The following is a 19,118-nucleotide window of genomic DNA, read 5'->3' as shown; positions in this document are numbered from 1 at the left end:
GTAATACGGGAGTCATGCCCTTGTATTGCATTCCATCGTTCTTTTAAAGATAAAGCGGTTTCATCAAGGAATAGCAGCTGGAGCCGCCAGATTGCTTAACAGGAGGGAATCGTCAAATGCCGAAATATTTGGTGCGTTTGATCAGTTTTACTTTCATAGTCGCGGCGATTCCTGTGATTTCCATTGGCCTTATTTCTTATTTCATAGCTTCAGGCGATATAGAAGATAAAGTCAAGGACGGGAACATGCAGGTATTGCTGCAAACACAGATGAGGGTCGAGCAAGTATTAAAAACGCTGGAGCTTACTTCCCTTCAATTTGTCAATTCGCCGTTAGTCGCTTCGTCCGTCAATGAAAGCTTGAGCTATGATGACTTCGCCAAGCTCCGGGATTTATCCAAAGGATTATACAACCTGCAGACGTTTACAAGCGTCAAAGAGGCTTATTTGATTAATTTCAATATGGATTGGATGGTCAGCTTCTCCACCTTCCGCCGCTTCAGCACTTATCCTGACCGGGATGTGATGACCTCCTACGCCAAGTACCCGAACAGCCTGTTTTGGATTACCCAAAGTCCGAAATCGCAGGACAAGCCTGTTGACGAGGAAGGAAATACTCAGGAAGCGTCTTCACCGCCGGTGATCCGGATGGTATATAAAATTCCGGTCATTCCGATGACGACCCAGCCCAAAGGACTTCTTGTCGTAGAAATTTTGAACAGCCAGTTCAAGAACCTTTTGATGAATAACAAGAAGCTGGGCGATGTCTATGTGCTGGACCGGGAGGGTCATAATTTCCTGCTGGAGGATAACGAGGTCGATAACAGCCAGGGGATTCAGACACTGGTTGCCGACAGAATCCGCGAAACCCAGGAGGATTCCGGCTTTTTTAACGCTTATGTTAACGACCAGGAGCTCGGCATTACGTATCGCTCCTCTCCTTATAACGGATGGACTTATATATCAGCTGTTTCCATTCAGGATATAACGAAGCAGTCGAAGAAAATTGCATGGGTTACCTTTATCGCATGCACGGTTATTTTTGTCCTGGTCGGCATTCTTGCTTTTTATGGAAGCAGACGCATGTACTCTCCTATCAAAAGGTTGTTTGAGTTCACCAAGCAGGTCGAGGTAGAGGAAAGCGGGCCAAAGGACGAATTCAGCCGGATCGAGGAACGGTTCCGAACGCTATTCAGCACGGAGAAGCAGCTGCAGCAGCAGGTGAGGGGCCAGTTCAGCCAATTAAAGGAGTTTCTTGTACTGAAGCTGTTCACGGGGCAAATCTCGGACAGCGACTTTGCCTACCGGTCGCAAAAATTCGGTTTTCCTACGGAATGGAGCTGTCTCGGCGTTCTGACGGTGCAGATCGATACGCTGCAGGAGAGCCGATACCGGGATCATGATAAGGAGCTATTGCTGTTTGCGATTAACAATATGGTCGGAGAGCTCATTCCACAGCAGGATAGATTCAGCCCGGTGCTGCTGGATCAATCCCAAGTAACCTTGCTTGTGTGCCGGTCCGACAATGAGGCCGAACGCAAGGCGTATTTTTTCCAAACGGCTGAGATGATCAAACAAAAAATCCATGAGTTTTTGCAGCTGCCTGTCAGCATTGGAATAAGCCGCCCGTTTGACAAGGTGACGGAATCGGTCCTCGCTTATGGGGAATGTCTGGAGGCGTTAAAATGCAGAATCAGCCTGGGGCAGGAAATCATTGTCCATTACGAGGATATTGACGCCGGCCGGAAAGAGCTGGAGATCACGGTCTATACCCAATTGAAGCTTCTGGAGGATCAGATGATCAACTCGCTGAAGCTGGGTGAGCTGGACCGGGTCGATATGGTGTTCGAGAAATATATTGCGGCCATCGTAGAGAAGGACATTCATTTCAACGAATATCCCGCGTTAATGATGCAGCTCATCTCCAAGGCATACCAGCTGGTGCAGGAGCAGGGAGGCGCCGTGAAAAAGGTGCTCGGCAGCAAAGCGACCATGGACCATTTCCTCAAGCTCAATACGCTGGAGGATATTATGAAATGGTTCAAGACGGAGCTGTTTGAGCCGATCGTCGGATTCCTGAACCATCAAGCCGAATCGCAATATGTGAACATCGCCAATCAAATGGTGAAGCTGGTGCATGAACGGTTCGACCAGGATATTTCCCTTGAAGCGTGCGCTTCGATCTTGAATTTTCATCCGGTTTATTTAAGCAGGGTGTTCAAGAAGGAGATGGGCATCAACTTCAGCGAATATTTGGCGGACTATCGGATGAACATGGCCAAGACGTGGCTGGAAAATACGAGCTTGAAGATCTCGGAGATAGCGGAAAAGCTGAATTATACGAATACGACCGCCTTCATCCGGACGTTCCGCAAAATCGTCGGCATGACGCCGGGACAATACCGCGAGCAGTACAATAAAGACAATTCTTGATGGGTAGAATCAATGGAGAGGGCTGGCCCTGCAGTGCATCGATGATGACAAGGGACAGCCTTTTTCCCACAATAGGCTTGGGGGCTGCCCAAATTACCTTAAGCAGCTTCTAGACGAAGGCCCTACATACCGCTAAATCAATCCAATTCGCGGGTTTCAATAGCGGCTGGAGGGGCATACCCCACCGTAGTATATTGTCAATAGTTCAAGCACTACAGATTTCTCGACAAACTCACCCCCACATTAGGGGTTATTTTAACCACTGTACGAATGTTAAATGGAGGTCCATGGTAATGAAGAGCAGGAATCGGACGGTATCTTGGTTGGCTCTGCTGATGGTCATTGGATTGACGGCAGGATGCAGCGGCGGCAATACGGGAGCAACGGATTTGCCGAAGAAAGAGACCGACAGTAATGCTCCCTTTACGATCACAATGGCGACGGCGCAGGTTGGAGATGTCCCTGACAAAGATAATGAAGTGAAGCTGGCTCTGGAGCAATATACGAATACCAAATTGGATATTCAATGGATACCGACAGCCGCTTATGATGACAAAGTCAATATCATGATGGCATCCAATGAAATGCCGATGATGCTCAGGGTCAAATATATCCCTACAGCGATCAGTGCCATGAGGTCCGGTCTGTTCTGGGAGATCGGTCCTTACTTGAAGGATTATAAAAATTTGTCTGCGCTGGATGCCCAATTTTATGAAAATATCACGGTAGACGGGAAATTGTACGGCCTTCCTATTTATCGGGATATCGCACGAAGTGCCGTCATTTACCGCAAGGATTGGCTGGATACGCTGGGATTGAAGCCTCCGACGACGCCGGAGGAATGGTACAACGTTTTCAAAGCGGTAGCCACAGGAGACCCGGACAAGGACGGCAAGTCGGATACGTACGGCATGATCCTGCCCAAAAAATACAACGACGGTTCGGCGGCCGTCACAACCCGCATCGCAACTAGCTTCGGCGCTCCGAATAAATGGGGTGTCGACGCGAACGGCAAATTTACTCCGGAGTTTATGACCAAGGAGTTTATGGATATGCTGCGGCTGTTCAGAAGAGCTTACAGTGAAAAGCTCATTAATCAGGATTTTGCTATACTCGACGATGCCGAGGTGGAGAAGGCTTATGACACAGGGAAAGGCGCGATTCGGGTTGCCGTCTCCTCCAACGCCAAGAGCATGCAGGATCGCCTCGTAAAGAACAATCCCAATGGGCAGTTTGACGTTATGCCGCCGACAGGTCCTTCAGGGGTTCGGGTAGCGGGAGAAGTAGGCAACAACGGGCTCTACGTCATTCCGAAGTCAGCGGTCAAAACGGAAGCCGATTTGAAGCGCATTCTGGCTTTTGCCGATAAGCTGCTGGATGAACCGATGTCCACCTTGCAGCTGCGCGGGGTGGAGAACAAGCATTTCGTCAAAACCGGCGACGGCAAGACGGAGATGAAGGATTTTACGGCATTCCAGAAGGAAGTGAAGCCTTACCGCGACATCCTGTTTAATTATGAAGGCTATAACGTGCTTCCTCTGAAGGACACCGAGCTTGGGGAGAAGGGAGCCAAAATCTCCAAGGACAATTTGAAGTGGGCTGTTCCTAACCCTGCTCTAAGCCTGGACTCAGCGACCTATAACGAGAAAGGGAAAGAGCTTGAGCTGTTGATGATGGATGCGGAAACCAAGTATATCATGGGCAAGATAGATGATGCGGGGTTTCAGGCGGAAATCGATAAATGGCGCAAGGCGGGCGGAGATCTGATGATCAAGGAGTATGAAGAGGCCTATGCTGCAGCGAAGGGCAAGTCATAATGAATGAGGCCGGCGGGAGGGGCGTGATTGAAACTGAAACGAAGGACAGCTGTATTCAGCGCAGCGGTGTTAACGACCGGGATTTTATCCGGATGCGGAGATAGCGGTACCAGCCGCGGGAGCAACAAATCTGCTGAGCTCCCATTCAACATTTCCATGGCATTAATGCAGGTCGGGGATCTTCCTGACAAGGGCAATGAGGTCGAGCTGGCTATCGAAAAGTATACGAATACGAAGCTGGATATTCAATGGATTCCGCAATCCGCCTTCGATGATAAGGTAAACGTCATGATCGCGGCTAATGAAATGCCCAAAATCATGAAGCTCAATTATGTTCCGACGACCATCAGCGCCATTCAATCCGGCTTGTTCTGGGAGATCGGCCCTTTTCTCAAAGACTACGGCAATTTATCGGCACAAAATCCGCAGTATTACGAAAATATCTCTGTAGAAGGCAGGATTTACGGAATTCCCAACTTTCGCGATATCGGGCGGGCAGGGATCGTATACCGCAAGGACTGGTTCGACACCCTGGGGCTAAAGCTTCCGACGACCATCGACGAATGGTATAACGTGCTGAAGGTGCTGACGCTGAACGACCCGGACCAGAACGGCAAGCAGGATACTTATGGAACCGTGCTGTTCAAAAAATATAACGAAGGCACTCAGCCTGTACTGACCCGTATTGCGGTAACTCAAGGCGCTCCCAACCGGTGGGGAGTGGAGAATGGGAAGTTCATCCCCGAATTTATGACCAAGGAATATTACGACGTAATGAAAATGTTCCGTAAGCTCTATGAGGAAAAATTAATAAACCAGGACTTTGCGGTGTTCGACGATTCGGAAGCGATCAAGCTGATGGATTCCGGTAAAGTCGGCATGAAGCTGAACGGGGTGTATAACAACGGGAAAAGCTATCAGGATAAGTTGGCGAAGACCGTTCCGGCAGGAGAGTATGATGTGGCTCCTTTTACAGGTCCTGGGGGCATACGTCTGGCGGGAGAACCGGGTAACTTCGGCTTTCTGGCTATACCAAAATCTTCAGTGAAAACCGAGGAGGAACTGAAGAAGGTGCTCGCGTTCCTGGACAAGCTGATGGATCCGGAACTGTCGACATTGCAGCTGCGAGGACTGGAAGGCAGACATTACAAGATAGTGGAAGGCGGGAAAACCGTGTTTACCAATTTGAGCGCGTATCAAAGAGAAGTGAAACCGTACCGGGACAATCTCGTCAATATCGAGGGGTATCATGTGGCAGAACAGAAGGATACGCCGCTGGGTGAAAAAGGAACCCGAATGACTCGCGAGAACATCCGATATGCGATTCCGAATCCTGCGTTAACGCTGACCTCCGCAACAGTATCGGAACGCGGCAAGGAGCTGGACCAAATGATTTGGGATGCGCAGACCCGATACATTATGGGCAAAATCGATGATGCTGGATGGAAGGCAGAAGTCGATAAATGGCTTCAAGCCGGCGGGGAACAAATCATCAGGGAGTATGAATCCGCGTATGCCAACGCTGCTAAGAAGTAAGCTTGCCCCCCTTTCAATGCGGCCGTAATGGTTCGATGACTTAAATCGCTTCTCAAAGAAAAGAGCCGCCCGGACATTTATCCGTTACGGCTCTCTGCAGGAAGCCGACCAGGTTTTCGCGTTACTCGTTCAAAAGTCTCTTTATATAATTGGGCAAAATGAACGAAGCCCGGAACAGGTCGGGATTTATATATTTCGAATGAGTCCACTGAAGCCTGCTCAAATCAGCTTGAAGCGGGCTCCATTTCTTGGATGCAAGCACGAAACACCAGATTCCGCCCGGAAAGGTAGGGACAGTACAAGTATAGGGAAGGACAATAGGGAACAGTCTTTGCAAGTTTTTTACAGTCCCTTTAAGGATATGGGAGGAGTAGTAAGGGGACCCGGCTTGAAAGACGGCTATGCCTTCTTTCGTCAGGCTGTCGTGCACGTATTGATAAAAGGGAGGCTTATACAGACTTGTTGCGGGGCCATACGGATCTGACCGGTCTATCAGAAGGATATCGTAGACATTGGTTTGTTCCTGAATCCATTTATATCCGTCTCGGTATATAAGATGTACTCGCCCGTCTGCATTGTCTTTAGAATCTTGTGTCATCCAGATTTTGCAAGCATCGACAACCCTTTGGTCAATTTCTACCACGTCGATACGTTTCACACTTTCATAACGCATAGCTTCGCGAGCAGGACCGCAGTCTCCGCCTCCGATCATAGCTACATTTTCAGGCATCGGACAGGTGGCCAGCGCGATATGGGAAATCATCTCATTATAGATGAAACCGTCTTTCGATGTAATTTGCGGTGTGCCGTCGAGGATCAGCATCCTGCCAAAAGAACGGGTGTCTGCAATGCTTATTTCTTGATAGGAGGACTGCTCGTAGTGCAGGAGCCGATCAATCTTATATCCTACCTCCATACCCAGCTCCGGAATATCATCCCAAAGCCACAGCTCGTCATTTTCCTCCTTCTGATAACCGGTTAATGAACGTTTTTTGTTCGCCATGACGGAGTAAGCACCACCTTATGGATTCATCTTTATCAATCTTTTCAGCAGTAGGCCATCAGTCCCCTTGTTTTCGCCGGTAACAAAGTGATTCATGTAGCGTGAAAGGTATCGGCCATAGCCTGTATCCGTCTGAAGCAGGAGCTTGTCGACATAATGAACGCCATTGGGTATGTCGTCAAGCAGCATGGTGGCTAGTGCTCCGTATATCCCGCATGCGACCTGAAAATAGGTGGCATTTGTTTTATAGCTCGCATAAATGGTCTTGTTGTCCATCACATTATACATATAGCGTTCCTTATCTTTATAGACAAGCAGCACGCCGACCAAATCCTCGCCTTCCAGCGCGCCGACCGCAGGGTCCAATACTTTATGATTCCAATTCCAAATATCGTCAACCTGATCAAGATGAGTACGAATAGCATTCGTGGTCAAATCATTGACACGATAGATAAAGCCGGTCTCCATATCGAACGCTTGGCCCAAAGTAAGCACCTCTTCGTGGGGCATCAAGCAGCCATGGAACTTTTTGGATCCGAGAGTGACCTCGAACTCAAGAGCATATACATCGTCATATATAAATAGAGGCATGCCGTCCCTTACGAACATCGGATAGTTCAAAATTGCTTCGTCTAGAAAGCACTCGGGAGACCATGTCGAATAAATGGTATGAGGGGTAATCAAGGAAGGATCGAGGTACATGGAATTATCCTGCTCGACGATGTAACAGGCCAGCGGACGCTCCCCGGGAGCTTGCTCCATCAGCTGCAGCGCCATCCATTGTACGACGCCGGGGTTCATGCCGGAGCACACAATGGCCTTGGTATTGGTAAATCGGTTCCTATGCTTTTCGAAATACAAGTAGCGTTCCAGCAGGGTAAACCCTTCAAGCTTCTCATTCTCGTCAACCGAGGTATTCTCTAATGCGGTATTAATGTAGCTGATCCCCAATTCATTGCAGCATTCCAGCATATCAACCGTATCGGCCCAGGAGACGTCAATGACAACGGTCGTTTGTGTATCAATCAAATGCTGCCGCAGCAAGTCACCCCGTTGAAGATCAAGCTGATGCAAAGTGACGGAAGGATATAAATGAGGGATCCATTGCTTGTAGTAATTCAGGTCCCGCTGCTTCTTATCTATGAAATGTAATTTGCTGCTGCGGATCATGGAATGGATAGGATCATCACTTGTTACGTACGCCTTGTCTAATATGGACAGAATGGATTTGGCCACACCCCCGGCGCTTCCCAATATGCTTATAATGGTTTGCATAATCTATCAACTCCTTTCTTTTCTATATTGTATTCATAGAATGAAAGGAGGAACTGATTCAATAATACACAGTCAACCGCATAATTTTTATCTATGGAAAGGTAAATGATAGAATGGAAGAGAGTCTGATTGGATTATTGGATGAAGCAGTAAAGGTGCGAAGTATGCGATGGTTCTAATCGATGGTAAGAATCGCTTCTATGAGGTCCCGCTCTTTTTATTACACAGTTTGTCAGAATGATTGATTCTATCTTTGCGTAAATCACGGTACTCTTCAATGTACGTTACTTTGGGGTTACGGCGTTTGCTACGGGAGCGGAAATAGCCGGGTAAATACAATACGGCAGACAGCAATGCAAGAAACATCAATACAGCAATATCTGGATTCATAAGGAACACCTTCCCAGGTTTGGAATGGAACCGCTATATGATCGAGTCCATTGTAACACAGGAATTGTTTATAATGGAAATGCATAATAAATATAATTCCTTATGCATATATAGAATAAGATTTGTTGTAATGGTATGGAGCTAGAGATCCGAATAGACCTTTTTTCCTCCATTGAGAGTGTGGCTAAACACAGGGCCGCGTCGAAAAAAGTGATCTAATGATTATTCCTCCGTCGGGGATTTAGCTAGAAAAAAAGCTTGTTTCCCAGTACAATTGAACGACAGGCAGCGAAGGCGCAGCAGTCATAGAGCAAAGACTCTTGGCTGCTGCGCATATTTTCGTCCTGCCAACGTATTAGTTAAGGGTATGTATGCATGGTGATCAGGTAAATCAGCAATGAGGAGGCGGATATTAAAATGAAAGAGCATGCAAAACAGACGGCGTTAAGGTATGTCCGTGCCGTACAGCAATATGCCGACTTCATGATGGATAAAGCTCGTGACCGGTATGGTGCCGAAGCAACTCCGCTCTTTGCCGATGGAATTCACTCGGAAACCTATGAGCCGGTGCAATGGCTGTCGGGAGGCGAGACATGGATAGTATCCAATCTGGCCAATCAGCAAAACTGGCTTAGGACGTTGGACGGACTCAGTGAATTGACAGGAGATTCGCGTTACCGAAATGCAGCTGAAAGCGCTGTCCGTTATGCGTTCGACCATCTCCGTTATGGCCGTCTGATGTGCTGGGGAGGCCACATGGCGTTTGATCTGCAGAGCAAACTGCAGGTATTTGCAGCGGACAAGGGACCGCAGCACGAATTGAAATGCCATTACCCCTACTATGAGCTGATGAACCGTGTAGACCCGGAAGAGACAGCATCGTATATCGAGGCCTTGTGGGAAGGGCATGTTGCCGACTGGAGCAATCTTGAATTCAGCCGGCATGGTCAACCTGTAGAGGAGAACGGGCATACGCGGGAGGCTTCTTCTGTTTGGGAACATGAATATGACAACAATTCCCCCGTATTTTTTACGGGTAAGGGTTTAACGTTCATTAATGCGGGAAGCGATCTATATTATGCTGCTGCCTTGCTGCATCGCTTTAGCGGTGATGAAAGGCCGCTGGCTTGGGCTAAACGGCTAGCCTATCGGTATGTAGAAACCAGGAACCCCCAGACGGGTCTCGGCGGCTACCAGTTCAGCATTTCGGTACTGCCCGGTGTGCGGGGAGACCGCGCGATCGACCAATTCGGGGAACAGCTGAAGGAGCATGCCCCGATCGAGGCTACGTTAACTACAGCCAACCAAGCGCACACCATCATTGGGGAGGCCGCCTTGTGCCGGATGTCCTTGGCGGAGGCTCTAGGGGATGCAGGCCGGGATTTTCTGGACTGGGCTGTTCAAGATTTGGCGGCCTATGGCCAACACGCCTATGACCCTTCGGACAATACTGTTCACCCCATGCTAACCAACGGCACGAGATTGACGGGATTGGTGATGGAGAAGTCCGGTTACTATGGGCGGGAAGGACAGCAGCTCCAGGCTCACAAGGCCGATTACCTGCTGCTCTGGTCTTATGTAACGGGTTATCGCCTGTCCGGCCGCGAAGAGCTGTGGACCGTTGCGAGAAGCATGGCAAAGGGCCTCGGCTTTGGCGATATCGGAGAATCCGCACGAGCGTTGCCTTTCCTGAATATGGAGACAGCTTGTACCCATCCTCATGGAATCTTCGTCATGCTGGAGCTGTTAAAGACGACACATCAGCGTAAATTTTTACAGCTTGCGCAAAGAATCGGCGACCGCCTGCTGCTGCACCGCAGTCACAGAGGCTTGTTCATGGCAAGTGCAGATCATGAGTATGCCAAGCTGGACGCATTGGAGCCGTTGGCACTTCTTCATCTTGCGGCCGAGCTTCAGGGAGTGCGCGGCCGAATGCCGGTGTATTGCGGAGGCAGACCCTTCTTTGCCGCAGCCTATGACGGGCAGGGACATATGACGGATAATACCTTCTTGTATGCCAGAGTGAAGAACCGGGCCGTGCAATAAAGGAATGACCCGGCGGCGTGCCTTTTCTTTTGTACTTTAAAGCAGCGCCTGAAACTGGTATCATGATAAGAGGATACATAGAAAAAGGAGATGACTGGAAAATGTCAGTAGGCATTTTAGCACACAATGTAGGAACGCTTCCTTACGCGGAACTGGCGGCCAAGGTCGCCTCGTATCAATATAAATATGTACAGCTTGCCTTATCCAAAGCCATTTCGGACGTGGATTGCAGCTTGGGCAAGCTGAGTCCCGGATTGGCCAACAGCATCGCTGAGGCCTTCGATCGAAACGGAGTGAAGATTCCGGTGCTGGGCTGCTATGTCAGCTTGATCGAGCTGGATGATACCGCATTCAGACATAATGTGGACCGGTTCAAGGAGCATCTGCGCATGGCCAAGCATTTCGGTACGGCGATCGTGGCTACGGAAACCGGCGTCCCTGATACGGATCAATACGACCGTTACGCCAAACGGCTTCGGTCCGCCGTGGAGGAGCTTGTGGAGGAAGCGGAGAAGTGGGGCGCCTTCATCGGCCTGGAGGCCGCAAATCGCCACTTGATCGGCTCTGCTCCACAATTGGCCGAGCTGATCGACGAGATTCCGTCGTCCAATATCGGAGTTGTTATCGATCCGGTAAACCTAATGACCCAAGAGAACTTCGAGCGTCAGCATGAGGTCATGCAGGAAGCATTCCGGCTTTTGGGCAATCGTGTCGTCAGCGTTCATGCCAAGGATATGAGGCTGAATGCTTCCGGGAAGCTAGAGACCGTAGCTGCAGGCAGAGGGATGCTGGATTACGGCATGTTCATGGATCTGGTTCGTCAGCATAAACCGCTGGTACATATGACGCTGGAAGGCGTAGATATGGATAGCATGGATTTCTCCCGTGACTATGTGCTTCGTCACCGGGCGGGGGTATAAGCATCCATGACGATGGACAAAGCCGCTCCGGCAACCTCGAGGCCGAATGCCTTCTTGAATCGGTTGTATGCAGAGAATACAGGCCGCCATGTGTCCTTTTTCGGAACGGGAGCAGCACGTGAGCATCGAAGACCGTTCATGAGGGAGAAGCTGAAGGAACTGCTTGGCCCATTGCCAGGGCAGTTCGCGGAGCTTCAGCCCGTCGTGCTGGAAACGGCGGATTGCGGAGAGTATACCCGGGAACGGGTAGCGTTCTCGACGTACGACGATTTAACGATGCTTGCCTATGTTCTGGTGCCCAAGGGAGAGACCGTCAATGGCGGGGGCAGGCGGCCCGCCGTGCTGGCTGTTCACGGACATGGCTTCGGCAGCAAGGAAGTGGTCGGGCTGACGCCGGATGGCAGGGATAACACGGGGAATCCGAATCTGTACAAGCATTTTGCAATCTCCCTTGTGCAAAGGGGCTTTGTCGTCATTGCCCCGGAGCTGCTCGGCTTTGGCGACCGCCGAATGGAGCAGGACGCTGCTCTGGAGCCTGGCGCCAACTCCTGCTTCAGACTGGCTTCGTCGCTCATGATGATGGGCCAATCGTTAGCGGGCGTCCGGGTCTATGAGCTGCTTCGAACGCTGGATTACGCCCAATCCAGAGAAGACATCGATCCTGAACGTATCGGATGCATGGGAATGTCGGGGGGTGGAATGGTGACGGCATTGGCGTCGGCCATCGATGAAAGGATCGGAGCTACCGTCATCAGCGGCTATGCGAATAGGTTCAGGACCAGCATTATGGACCGCAATCACTGTCTGGACAACTATGTCCCGGGCATGCTGGAATACGGAGAGATGCCGGAGTGGATCGGTTTGATTGCCCCAAGGCCGCTTTTTATTGAATCGGGGACCGGAGACACTGTATTTCCTATCAAGGGCTCGCATGAAGCTATAGAAGCACTGCAGAAGATATACGACGATGCAGGCGCTGCGGCCCATTTCGGGTATGAGATTTTTGAAGGGAAGCATGAAATATCCGGAGCACGATCTTATGATTGGCTGGAATCGATTCTGGGGCTTTAGCTGCTGTCATTTTACTGAGCTTGAACCAAGGTCTTGCCGTTATGTTAACGGCCGGGCCTTTTTTTCATCAGAATTAGTAAGATCCCCGAGGTCATCGCTAATATGCTCCACAAAGTACCTAAATCAGTATCGAAGCCAAGAAAAGGAATGGTTCCCCAAGCTGGAGCATGAATTGACGTTGAACATCAACATACATAACTGCGGGAATCCGAAGTGATTGTACTGAACTCTTCTTTTTTTCCGCCGTAATGCATAAGCTTTAACGTACATGCCCTGGATGTCTGATTCATGGCGACAAGCTCTGCGTACGTTAGGGGGATGCCGGATGCTGGTGCTTAGACGAAGATGGAGAAGCAGTCCTACGGGCACAAAAAAGCTTAAACGCAATATGCTGCTGCTTCTTCTCATTATCGTGTTATTGACGGTGCAGTCGTTCGTATATATCGAGAAAAACTTGAGGCCGCCCTTGGTCAACCTGGCAAAGGTCAGAATCAAGCAAATGGCTACGCAGGCGATTAATAAAGCCATTTCGGACCGGATTGCGCGAGGAACAAACTTTGAACAGCTTATTGACTGGCGCACGGACAAGAACGGCAAGACCACCGGCTTCATGCTGAATTACGCGGAGCATATGCGGATCACGGCGGAGACGATTGAGACCGTGCAGGGCCAGCTTTCCCAGCTTCAGGCGATTCCGGAGCATATCCCGCTCGGGCAGGCGATGAACAGCTCGATTATCGCTTCCTTCGGTCCCAACATCCCTGTAAGGCTTGTCCCTGCAGGCAATGTAAAGGTGGATTTGAATACAAGATACCAGAATGCCGGTATTAATATGATCCTCGTGGAGGTTTATATTCATATTACCGCGGAAGTCAGCGTCATAATACCTTTTGATTCGGAGCCGGAGGTCGTTGAGACGGAGGTGCCGGTCTCGTATGCGCTGATTGTGGGTGATGTACCGACGTATTATTTTGATGGAAAAGGCAACTCAACCGGTGCCAACACGCCTCCGCCTAATCTGTCATTACCGCGGATCAACGCTCAGCAATCGAAGAACGGTGCGGAATCCGGGGCTCATGGGAGCTCCTCTGCCGAAGGCCTGCCCAAATAATAATCAAACCGACCTCTCATTTTGCGGGGTCGGTTTTTTTCGGCTACTGTGGAAAAAAAGACCGCCATTCTGCACTTCTGCAAGAAAGAGGGTCTTGTAAGCTCATTTCTTTTTCCGCATGCGTTCCTCGCGCTCCCACTTCCGTAAATGCGGATACGGGTCAAAAGACCATTCGGTCAAGCCGTTATCGCGGTACATGCCGTAATGCAAATGCGGCGGAAACTTGCCGGACGTACCGGGTTTGCCGTATCCGGAGCTGCCAACCCATCCGATAACTTGACCGGGGGCGACGATATCCCCTTTTTTGACTTCCTTGTTAAAACCGGACAAATGCGCGTAGTAATGGTAGACATTATTTAGATCCCGGATTCCTACCCGCCATCCTCCATAGGGGTTCCAGCCCATTTCCTCAATGAACCCGTAAGCCGCGCTGCGGACAGGAACGCCGTATCCTGCAAACAAGTCGGTTCCTTCGTGGATCCGGTATCCGCCCCAGCCGCGGCTGGCCCCCCATGTGCTGCGATAGGAATAGTCCGCATTGGGAGGGAGAACAAACGCATGTTCATGCAGATCCAGCGTGTCATACTTGCTGTAAATTTTAGCAAACTCCTGGATTCGATCTACGCTCCGTGTATTTTGATAATATTCCCACAGTCCGATACGAAGATCTTCTTCAACCGAGCCATGCTTCAGCAGAAGACTTGCCATGGAATAGAGGAGGTCCTGGTCATTTTTTCGATCTGCTTTCCCGTCTCCGGAGCCGTCCCTGCCAATTCCGTTAAACAGAGCGATAGTCCCTTCATTCGTATCCTCGTGATCCGGGTTCATCATGCCGCACCATTGAAGCTCAGTAAAATGAATTCCTATGAGTCCGCTGCTGCTATGGGGCCGTTTGCGGGCTAAATTGATCGTACGTTCATATTGATCGATAGCCGCCAGGTAGTACCATGGAATACCGGTCACAGCACTCATTTTGTCAAATAAATCTTTGCGGTCGGCAAAAACCGCCTTCATATTATTGCTGTCCTTTCCCGGTTTGGGAGCTTTGGCTGCCGGGGCTGCCGCTGATGGAGCCGTTCCAAGGAACAAACTGCTGCACAAAGCTACTATGAGGATAGGATTCATCCATCTCGCTGCCATAAGCGTTTAACCTCCACAATTGGTCGTATGACTTTACAGTCCATTCATCAGTTAGTCATAGGATGTGACGATTCTAAGCATTTTATCCAAGAGAAGGGTGAAGCTGGCGGGGAACAAATTATTTTCAGCGGACACAATTTTTGTTATAATGATGGAATTTATAAGCATCTACATAGGTTTTGGAGGGATGAGCGTGGGGTTTCAACATAGGGATGAACATATAGATGACGGAATGCTGCTACTTCAGGCCAATATCGACGACATGAATCCCGAGCTGTGCTCCTATATCGGTGAGCTGCTTTTTGAAGCGGGTGCTAATGATGTATATTGGATACCGATTATCATGAAAAAAGGCCGTCCTGGCGTGATGCTTAACGTCTTGACGGATGAGAAGCAGCTGGATCGGCTGGAAGAGGTTATTTTTCGCGAGACGACAACCATTGGGCTGCGGTATATGAGGGCGTCCTGCCATCGTTTAGGCAGAGAATTCAGGCAAGTGACAACGCCATGGGGGCCAATTCATGTAAAAGTCGGCTATCATAAAGGACAAATGGTTCAGTTCGCGCCGGAATTCAAGGAGTGCGAGCTCGCGGCAAGGACGCATAGCGTACCGCTAAAGCAAGTGTATGATGAGGTCAGGCGTCAATTTTTGAATCAGGAAAAATAGAGAAAAAATAAACCGCCCAATCGGGCGGTTTGGATTTTACAATTATTGTTTCACGCAGGAGGAGTTAACTCCGCAGTCCCCTTGCGTTGAATGCTCATGCTCGGGTAACAGCCCGTGATCGTGGTGATGATCATCGGAGTGGCCATGGTCATGATCGTGTGAATGTCCATGGTCATGATCATGGTGATGGTGATCGTGAGAATGCTTATGGTCGTGATCATGGTGATGATGATCGTGAGAATGCCCATGGTCGTGATCGTGGTGATGATGATCGTGAGAATGCCCGTGATCATGGTCATGATGATGATGGTGATGATCATGCTCGTGATGATGCTCGGCGACAGGCTGAATGCTTTCGATTTGGAATTTATGCACGAACGGGTCGGCCTTCCCGATAACAACCCGGAGCACATTCGGCTGGTTCGGTAAATCGCGGGTTCCCGCGCCATAACCGATAGACTCGACGATCATTGGGGGATAGCCCTTCGCGAATTCATCCACCAGCCCCGAAATGATTCCGGCGCCTGTCGGCGTAGTCATTTCTACAGAATAGGAGGTCGGGGCGATTGGAAGCCCCCGCATCATTTCGAGAGTAGCCGGGGCGGGAACCGGATAAATTCCGTGATCGCAGCGCACCGTACCCGATCCCAAGGGAACAGGGGACGAGTAAATTTTCTCCACATCCAGGGAGTCCATAGCTAGAGCAACTCCGATCACATCCACGATGGAGTCCATAGCACCTACCTCATGGAAGTGTACTCTTTCGACAGGAATATCGTGAATTTTCGCTTCGGCGACGCCGATTTTTTCAAATATGGCCAAGCTCAGCTTAACAACCCGCTCATTAAAGCCGGCGTTAAGGATATGCCTTACAATCTCGGAATAATGGCGGTGATGGGACGGAGCCGTTTCAGGATCCAGGACGACATCCATCTTCAGAGCGGAGATGCCTTTTTTATTGACACGCTTCCAATCCAGAGTAAACGGTTCAATATCCAGCTTACGCAGCTCGTCCTCGATATAATCGCGGTCTGCGCCGGCATCCACCAAGGCTGCCAAGGTCATGTCGCCGCTGATACCGGAGAAACAATCCAAATAGGCAATTTTCATCGTTTAATCCCTCTTTATACTAATTTTATGTATCAGAGCCGCGTTATAGCCGGCCCCGAAGCCGTTATCGATGTTGACGACCGAAACACCGGAGGAGCAGGAGTTCAACATGGCCAGCAGTGCGGCCAGTCCCTGAAAGCTGGCGCCGTACCCGACACTTGTCGGCACTGCAATGACCGGCTTGGAGACCAGACCTCCAACCACGCTGGTCAAGGCACCTTCCATACCCGCGGCAACGACGATGGCGGTTGCGTCGCGGATGACATCCAGCCTGCGGAACAGACGGTGAATTCCGGCTACTCCCACATCGAATATGCGCTCTACGCGGCATCCCATAATCTCTGCAGTCAATGCCGCTTCTTCGGCGACCGGAAGATCGGATGTTCCCGCACAGACGACAGCAATGTAGCCCTTGCCTTCAGGCTTGCGGGCCGCTTCCGAGCCGTACCAGGTCAATACGCGGGCTGTCGGGTTGTAGGTTACGCCGTTAAGCTTGCTTTGAACATAATCCGCCTTATCCTGGCTGATTCTTGTGGCAAGCACGCGATCCGACTGCTGCATCAAGCGTTCAAAAATAACAGCAACTTGCTCCGCCGTCTTGCCTTCACCGTAAATAACCTCCGGAAAGCCTGTTCGTCTCTCGCGGTCCAGATCCAGCGTAGCAAAGCCCAGATCGTCGACACGACCGTTTGGAGAGGACTGATTCATGATTTCATCCAGATGCCGTTGTGCTTCAGAGACATCAAGATCACCGGAACGTACAAGCTTGAGTATCGATTCAACATTTATCATAAAAAACGCATTCCCCCGGATATGATTTGAACTGAAATAGCTGGCATAATGTCTCTCTTAGTGTATCACAAATAAAATGGAAAGTGGATTGTTCTGACGTTCGTTGATATAATAGCTTCAAAGAGATTGGACAATGAACTAGAAAGCAGGGACAGAACCATGTCTACTCGTCAAATAGAGCGTAAACCGGACTGGCTTAAAATTAAGCTGACGACCGGAGATAATTTTAAAGAACTAAAAAATATGATGCGCGGCAAAACGCTGCACACGGTGTGTGAAGAAGCGAAGTGCCCGAATATTCATGAATGCTGGGCTAACCGTACGGCGACCTTTATGATTCTGGGGGACATCTGTACACGGGCATGCCGGTTTTGTGCGGTGAAGACAGGTCTTCCGACCGAGCTGGATCTTCAGGAACCGGAACGGGTTGCCGAAGCGGTTGAGCAGATGGGTCTTCAGCATGCCGTCGTCACTTCCGTTGCAAGGGATGATTTGGCGGACGGCGGAGCTTCAATATTTGCGGCTACGATTGCGGCCATTCGCAAGCGCTCTCCTCTGTGCAGCGTAGAGGTGCTCATTCCCGACTTTTTGGGCAGCGAATCCTCTCTTCGTACGGTTCTGGAAGCCAAGCCGGATATTTTGAATCATAATATCGAGACGGTGGAGAGGCTTTCCGATAAAGTTCGTGCACGGGCAAAATACCGCCGGTCATTGGAGCTGCTTCAGCGGTCCAAGCATATGGCGCCGCAAATTCCTACCAAATCGAGCATTATGCTGGGTGTCGGCGAGGAATGGGATGAAATTTTGCAGACGATGGACGATCTTAGAGAGGTTCAATGCGATATTATGACGATTGGTCAATATTTGCAGCCGTCGCTGAATCATTTGCCGGTTACCAAATATTATCCTCCGGAGCAATTCGCAGAATTGAAGGAAGAGGGAATGAAGAGGGGCTTCAGCCATGTCGAGTCGGGTCCGATGGTGCGCAGCTCTTACCATGCGCATGAGCAAGTGAAATCCGCTCGGCAGGCGTAAACCGTACGGCTGCCCCGGACGAACCCGGTCATCATTATTACTTTATCTATCCGGGGACAACGGCGAAGGGAATGATCATCTGCCTGAACAGCTTGCAGTTTTTCACCGGACTCTTAGGAGGGACCCAATTTAGTGATCCATATAGCCAATAAAACGTACGAAGTGGTAGTTGACCATAAAAACGGCTGGAAGCCGGATGCATTCCGCGATCGTTACAGCGAGGTGCTGGAGCGATATGATTTTATTGTCGGTGACTGGGGCTACAACCAGCTGCGTCTGCGCGGTTTCTTTAAGGATACGCATCCGAAGGCAACCAAAGAGACCTCTATAGCAACCTTGCAGGATTATCTGAATGAGTACTGCAATTTTGGCTGTGCTTATTTTATTATCGAGAAAATCCCGAATAAGCACCAAGCGAACCAGCCTCAGGAGTCCGCGGAGCAGTCGGAGCCGGATTTGCAAGAGAGTACGGCCTCTGAACAGCCTCATAATACCGAGCCTAAAGAGCCTGCATCGAACCGGGAGCCGCAAAAGGAGGTTCAACAGCCTCAACAACCCCAGAATCATCATCCGCAGTCTCGACGGAACCAGCATCCGAACCAACAGAGCAAAGATGCAAACCATAATCATCATTCAAGACCGCGTAACCATCATAACAAGCAAGGTAATCCATCCAAGCAAGGCCAGCAGCATGTAAAGCAGCAGTAAAAAGAGAGCCAGTCCGTCAGGATTGGCTCTTTTTGTATGCAGCAAGAGAAAAAAGCCCTGACCAA

16 protein-coding genes are annotated in these 19,118 nt (G+C 50.0%); 10 read left to right on the top strand and 6 right to left on the bottom strand.

The features are described from left to right. Positions 1-116: 116 nt before the first annotated feature. From B1728_RS22765 to B1728_RS22755, 3 genes are all read left to right on the top strand, one after another. Complete coding sequence (locus tag B1728_RS22765) at positions 117-2,432, top strand: helix-turn-helix domain-containing protein (RefSeq protein WP_079912704.1); 2,316 nt, start codon at positions 117-119, stop codon at positions 2,430-2,432. A gap of 293 nt (positions 2,433-2,725) precedes the next feature. Continuing rightward, on the top strand, positions 2,726-4,249 hold the full coding sequence (locus B1728_RS22760; RefSeq protein WP_079912703.1) for an extracellular solute-binding protein: 1,524 nt from the start codon (positions 2,726-2,728) through the stop codon (positions 4,247-4,249). Positions 4,250-4,276: 27 nt separating this feature from the next. Continuing rightward, the gene (locus B1728_RS22755) at positions 4,277-5,785 is read left to right on the top strand and encodes an extracellular solute-binding protein (protein WP_079912702.1); all 1,509 of its coding nucleotides are present in this window, start codon (positions 4,277-4,279) and stop codon (positions 5,783-5,785) included. Positions 5,786-5,906: 121 nt separating this feature from the next. On the opposite strand, the gene speE is transcribed toward B1728_RS22755, so the two are convergent. From speE to B1728_RS22740, 3 genes are all read right to left on the bottom strand, one after another. Then, entirely contained in the window at positions 5,907-6,788 is an 882-nt protein-coding gene (gene speE, locus B1728_RS22750; protein ID WP_079912701.1) for a polyamine aminopropyltransferase, read from the bottom strand. 18 nt (positions 6,789-6,806) lie between these two features. Continuing rightward, entirely contained in the window at positions 6,807-8,063 is a 1,257-nt protein-coding gene (locus tag B1728_RS22745; RefSeq protein ID WP_079912700.1) for an S-adenosylmethionine decarboxylase related protein, read from the bottom strand. A 198-nt stretch (positions 8,064-8,261) separates the two neighbouring features. Further along, positions 8,262-8,453, bottom strand: coding sequence for a hypothetical protein (locus B1728_RS22740; RefSeq protein ID WP_079912699.1), 192 nt, complete (start codon positions 8,451-8,453; stop codon positions 8,262-8,264). Between the two features lie 417 nt (positions 8,454-8,870). Here B1728_RS22740 and B1728_RS22735 point away from each other — a divergent pair, with 417 nt between their 5' ends. The 4 genes from B1728_RS22735 to yunB all read left to right on the top strand — a co-directional run bounded on the left by B1728_RS22735 (position 8,871) and on the right by yunB (position 13,601). Further along, positions 8,871-10,499, top strand: a complete 1,629-nt coding sequence (locus B1728_RS22735) for a hypothetical protein (RefSeq protein ID WP_079912698.1) — start codon at positions 8,871-8,873, stop codon at positions 10,497-10,499. A 101-nt stretch (positions 10,500-10,600) separates the two neighbouring features. Further along, positions 10,601-11,419 (top strand): sugar phosphate isomerase/epimerase family protein, encoded by an 819-nt coding sequence (locus tag B1728_RS22730; RefSeq protein WP_079912697.1) that lies wholly within the window; start codon positions 10,601-10,603, stop codon positions 11,417-11,419. Between the two features lie 6 nt (positions 11,420-11,425). Next, positions 11,426-12,490 carry a dienelactone hydrolase family protein gene (locus tag B1728_RS22725; protein ID WP_256865469.1) on the top strand — a complete coding sequence of 355 codons (1,065 nt, stop codon included), beginning with the start codon at positions 11,426-11,428 and terminating at the stop codon, positions 12,488-12,490. A 325-nt stretch (positions 12,491-12,815) separates the two neighbouring features. Next, positions 12,816-13,601 carry a sporulation protein YunB gene (gene yunB, locus B1728_RS22720; protein ID WP_256865468.1) on the top strand — a complete coding sequence of 262 codons (786 nt, stop codon included), beginning with the start codon at positions 12,816-12,818 and terminating at the stop codon, positions 13,599-13,601. A gap of 102 nt (positions 13,602-13,703) precedes the next feature. On the opposite strand, the gene B1728_RS22715 is transcribed toward yunB, so the two are convergent. After that, entirely contained in the window at positions 13,704-14,741 is a 1,038-nt protein-coding gene (locus B1728_RS22715; RefSeq protein ID WP_079912696.1) for a M23 family metallopeptidase, read from the bottom strand. Between the two features lie 193 nt (positions 14,742-14,934). Between B1728_RS22715 and larC2 the strand changes: the two genes are divergently transcribed. After that, positions 14,935-15,408 (top strand): nickel pincer cofactor biosynthesis protein LarC2, encoded by a 474-nt coding sequence (larC2, locus tag B1728_RS22710; protein WP_079912851.1) that lies wholly within the window; start codon positions 14,935-14,937, stop codon positions 15,406-15,408. A 42-nt stretch (positions 15,409-15,450) separates the two neighbouring features. On the opposite strand, the gene larC is transcribed toward larC2, so the two are convergent. Both larC and larB read right to left on the bottom strand, forming a co-directional pair. Beyond that, entirely contained in the window at positions 15,451-16,518 is a 1,068-nt protein-coding gene (larC, locus tag B1728_RS22705) for a nickel pincer cofactor biosynthesis protein LarC (RefSeq protein WP_079912695.1), read from the bottom strand. 3 nt (positions 16,519-16,521) lie between these two features. Beyond that, on the bottom strand, positions 16,522-17,310 hold the full coding sequence (larB, locus tag B1728_RS22700) for a nickel pincer cofactor biosynthesis protein LarB (protein WP_079912694.1): 789 nt from the start codon (positions 17,308-17,310) through the stop codon (positions 16,522-16,524). A 126-nt stretch (positions 17,311-17,436) separates the two neighbouring features. On the opposite strand from larB, the gene lipA reads away from it, so the two are divergent. Together lipA and B1728_RS22690 are read left to right on the top strand one after the other, a co-directional pair. After that, positions 17,437-18,345, top strand: a complete 909-nt coding sequence (gene lipA, locus B1728_RS22695; protein ID WP_256865467.1) for a lipoyl synthase — start codon at positions 17,437-17,439, stop codon at positions 18,343-18,345. 132 nt (positions 18,346-18,477) lie between these two features. Beyond that, the gene (locus B1728_RS22690; RefSeq protein WP_079912692.1) at positions 18,478-19,053 is read left to right on the top strand and encodes a YutD family protein; all 576 of its coding nucleotides are present in this window, start codon (positions 18,478-18,480) and stop codon (positions 19,051-19,053) included. Positions 19,054-19,118 lie beyond the last annotated feature (65 nt).

The sequence above is a fragment of the Paenibacillus sp. 32352 genome (assembly GCF_002042965.1).
GTDB lineage: Bacteria > Bacillota > Bacilli > Paenibacillales > NBRC-103111 > Paenibacillus_S > Paenibacillus_S vulneris.
The sequence above is the reverse complement of the archived record's forward strand: the minus strand, read 5'-3'. Positions and strand labels throughout refer to the sequence as shown.

What these genes read in the sequence shown, in the direction of transcription:
- B1728_RS22735 (WP_079912698.1), top strand. Translation starts at nt 8,871, where the DNA reads ATGAAAGAGCATGCAAAACAGACGGCGTTAAGGTATGTCCGTGCCGTA.
- B1728_RS22745 (WP_079912700.1), bottom strand. Translation starts at nt 8,063, where the DNA reads ATGCAAACCATTATAAGCATATTGGGAAGCGCCGGGGGTGTGGCCAAA.
- B1728_RS22730 (WP_079912697.1), top strand. Translation starts at nt 10,601, where the DNA reads ATGTCAGTAGGCATTTTAGCACACAATGTAGGAACGCTTCCTTACGCG.
- yunB (WP_256865468.1), top strand. Translation starts at nt 12,816, where the DNA reads ATGCTGGTGCTTAGACGAAGATGGAGAAGCAGTCCTACGGGCACAAAA.
- larC (WP_079912695.1), bottom strand. Translation starts at nt 16,518, where the DNA reads ATGAAAATTGCCTATTTGGATTGTTTCTCCGGTATCAGCGGCGACATG.
- B1728_RS22740 (WP_079912699.1), bottom strand. Translation starts at nt 8,453, where the DNA reads ATGAATCCAGATATTGCTGTATTGATGTTTCTTGCATTGCTGTCTGCC.
- B1728_RS22725 (WP_256865469.1), top strand. Translation starts at nt 11,426, where the DNA reads ATGACGATGGACAAAGCCGCTCCGGCAACCTCGAGGCCGAATGCCTTC.
- B1728_RS22765 (WP_079912704.1), top strand. Translation starts at nt 117, where the DNA reads ATGCCGAAATATTTGGTGCGTTTGATCAGTTTTACTTTCATAGTCGCG.
- B1728_RS22760 (WP_079912703.1), top strand. Translation starts at nt 2,726, where the DNA reads ATGAAGAGCAGGAATCGGACGGTATCTTGGTTGGCTCTGCTGATGGTC.
- B1728_RS22715 (WP_079912696.1), bottom strand. Translation starts at nt 14,741, where the DNA reads ATGGCAGCGAGATGGATGAATCCTATCCTCATAGTAGCTTTGTGCAGC.
- larB (WP_079912694.1), bottom strand. Translation starts at nt 17,310, where the DNA reads ATGATAAATGTTGAATCGATACTCAAGCTTGTACGTTCCGGTGATCTT.
- speE (WP_079912701.1), bottom strand. Translation starts at nt 6,788, where the DNA reads ATGGCGAACAAAAAACGTTCATTAACCGGTTATCAGAAGGAGGAAAAT.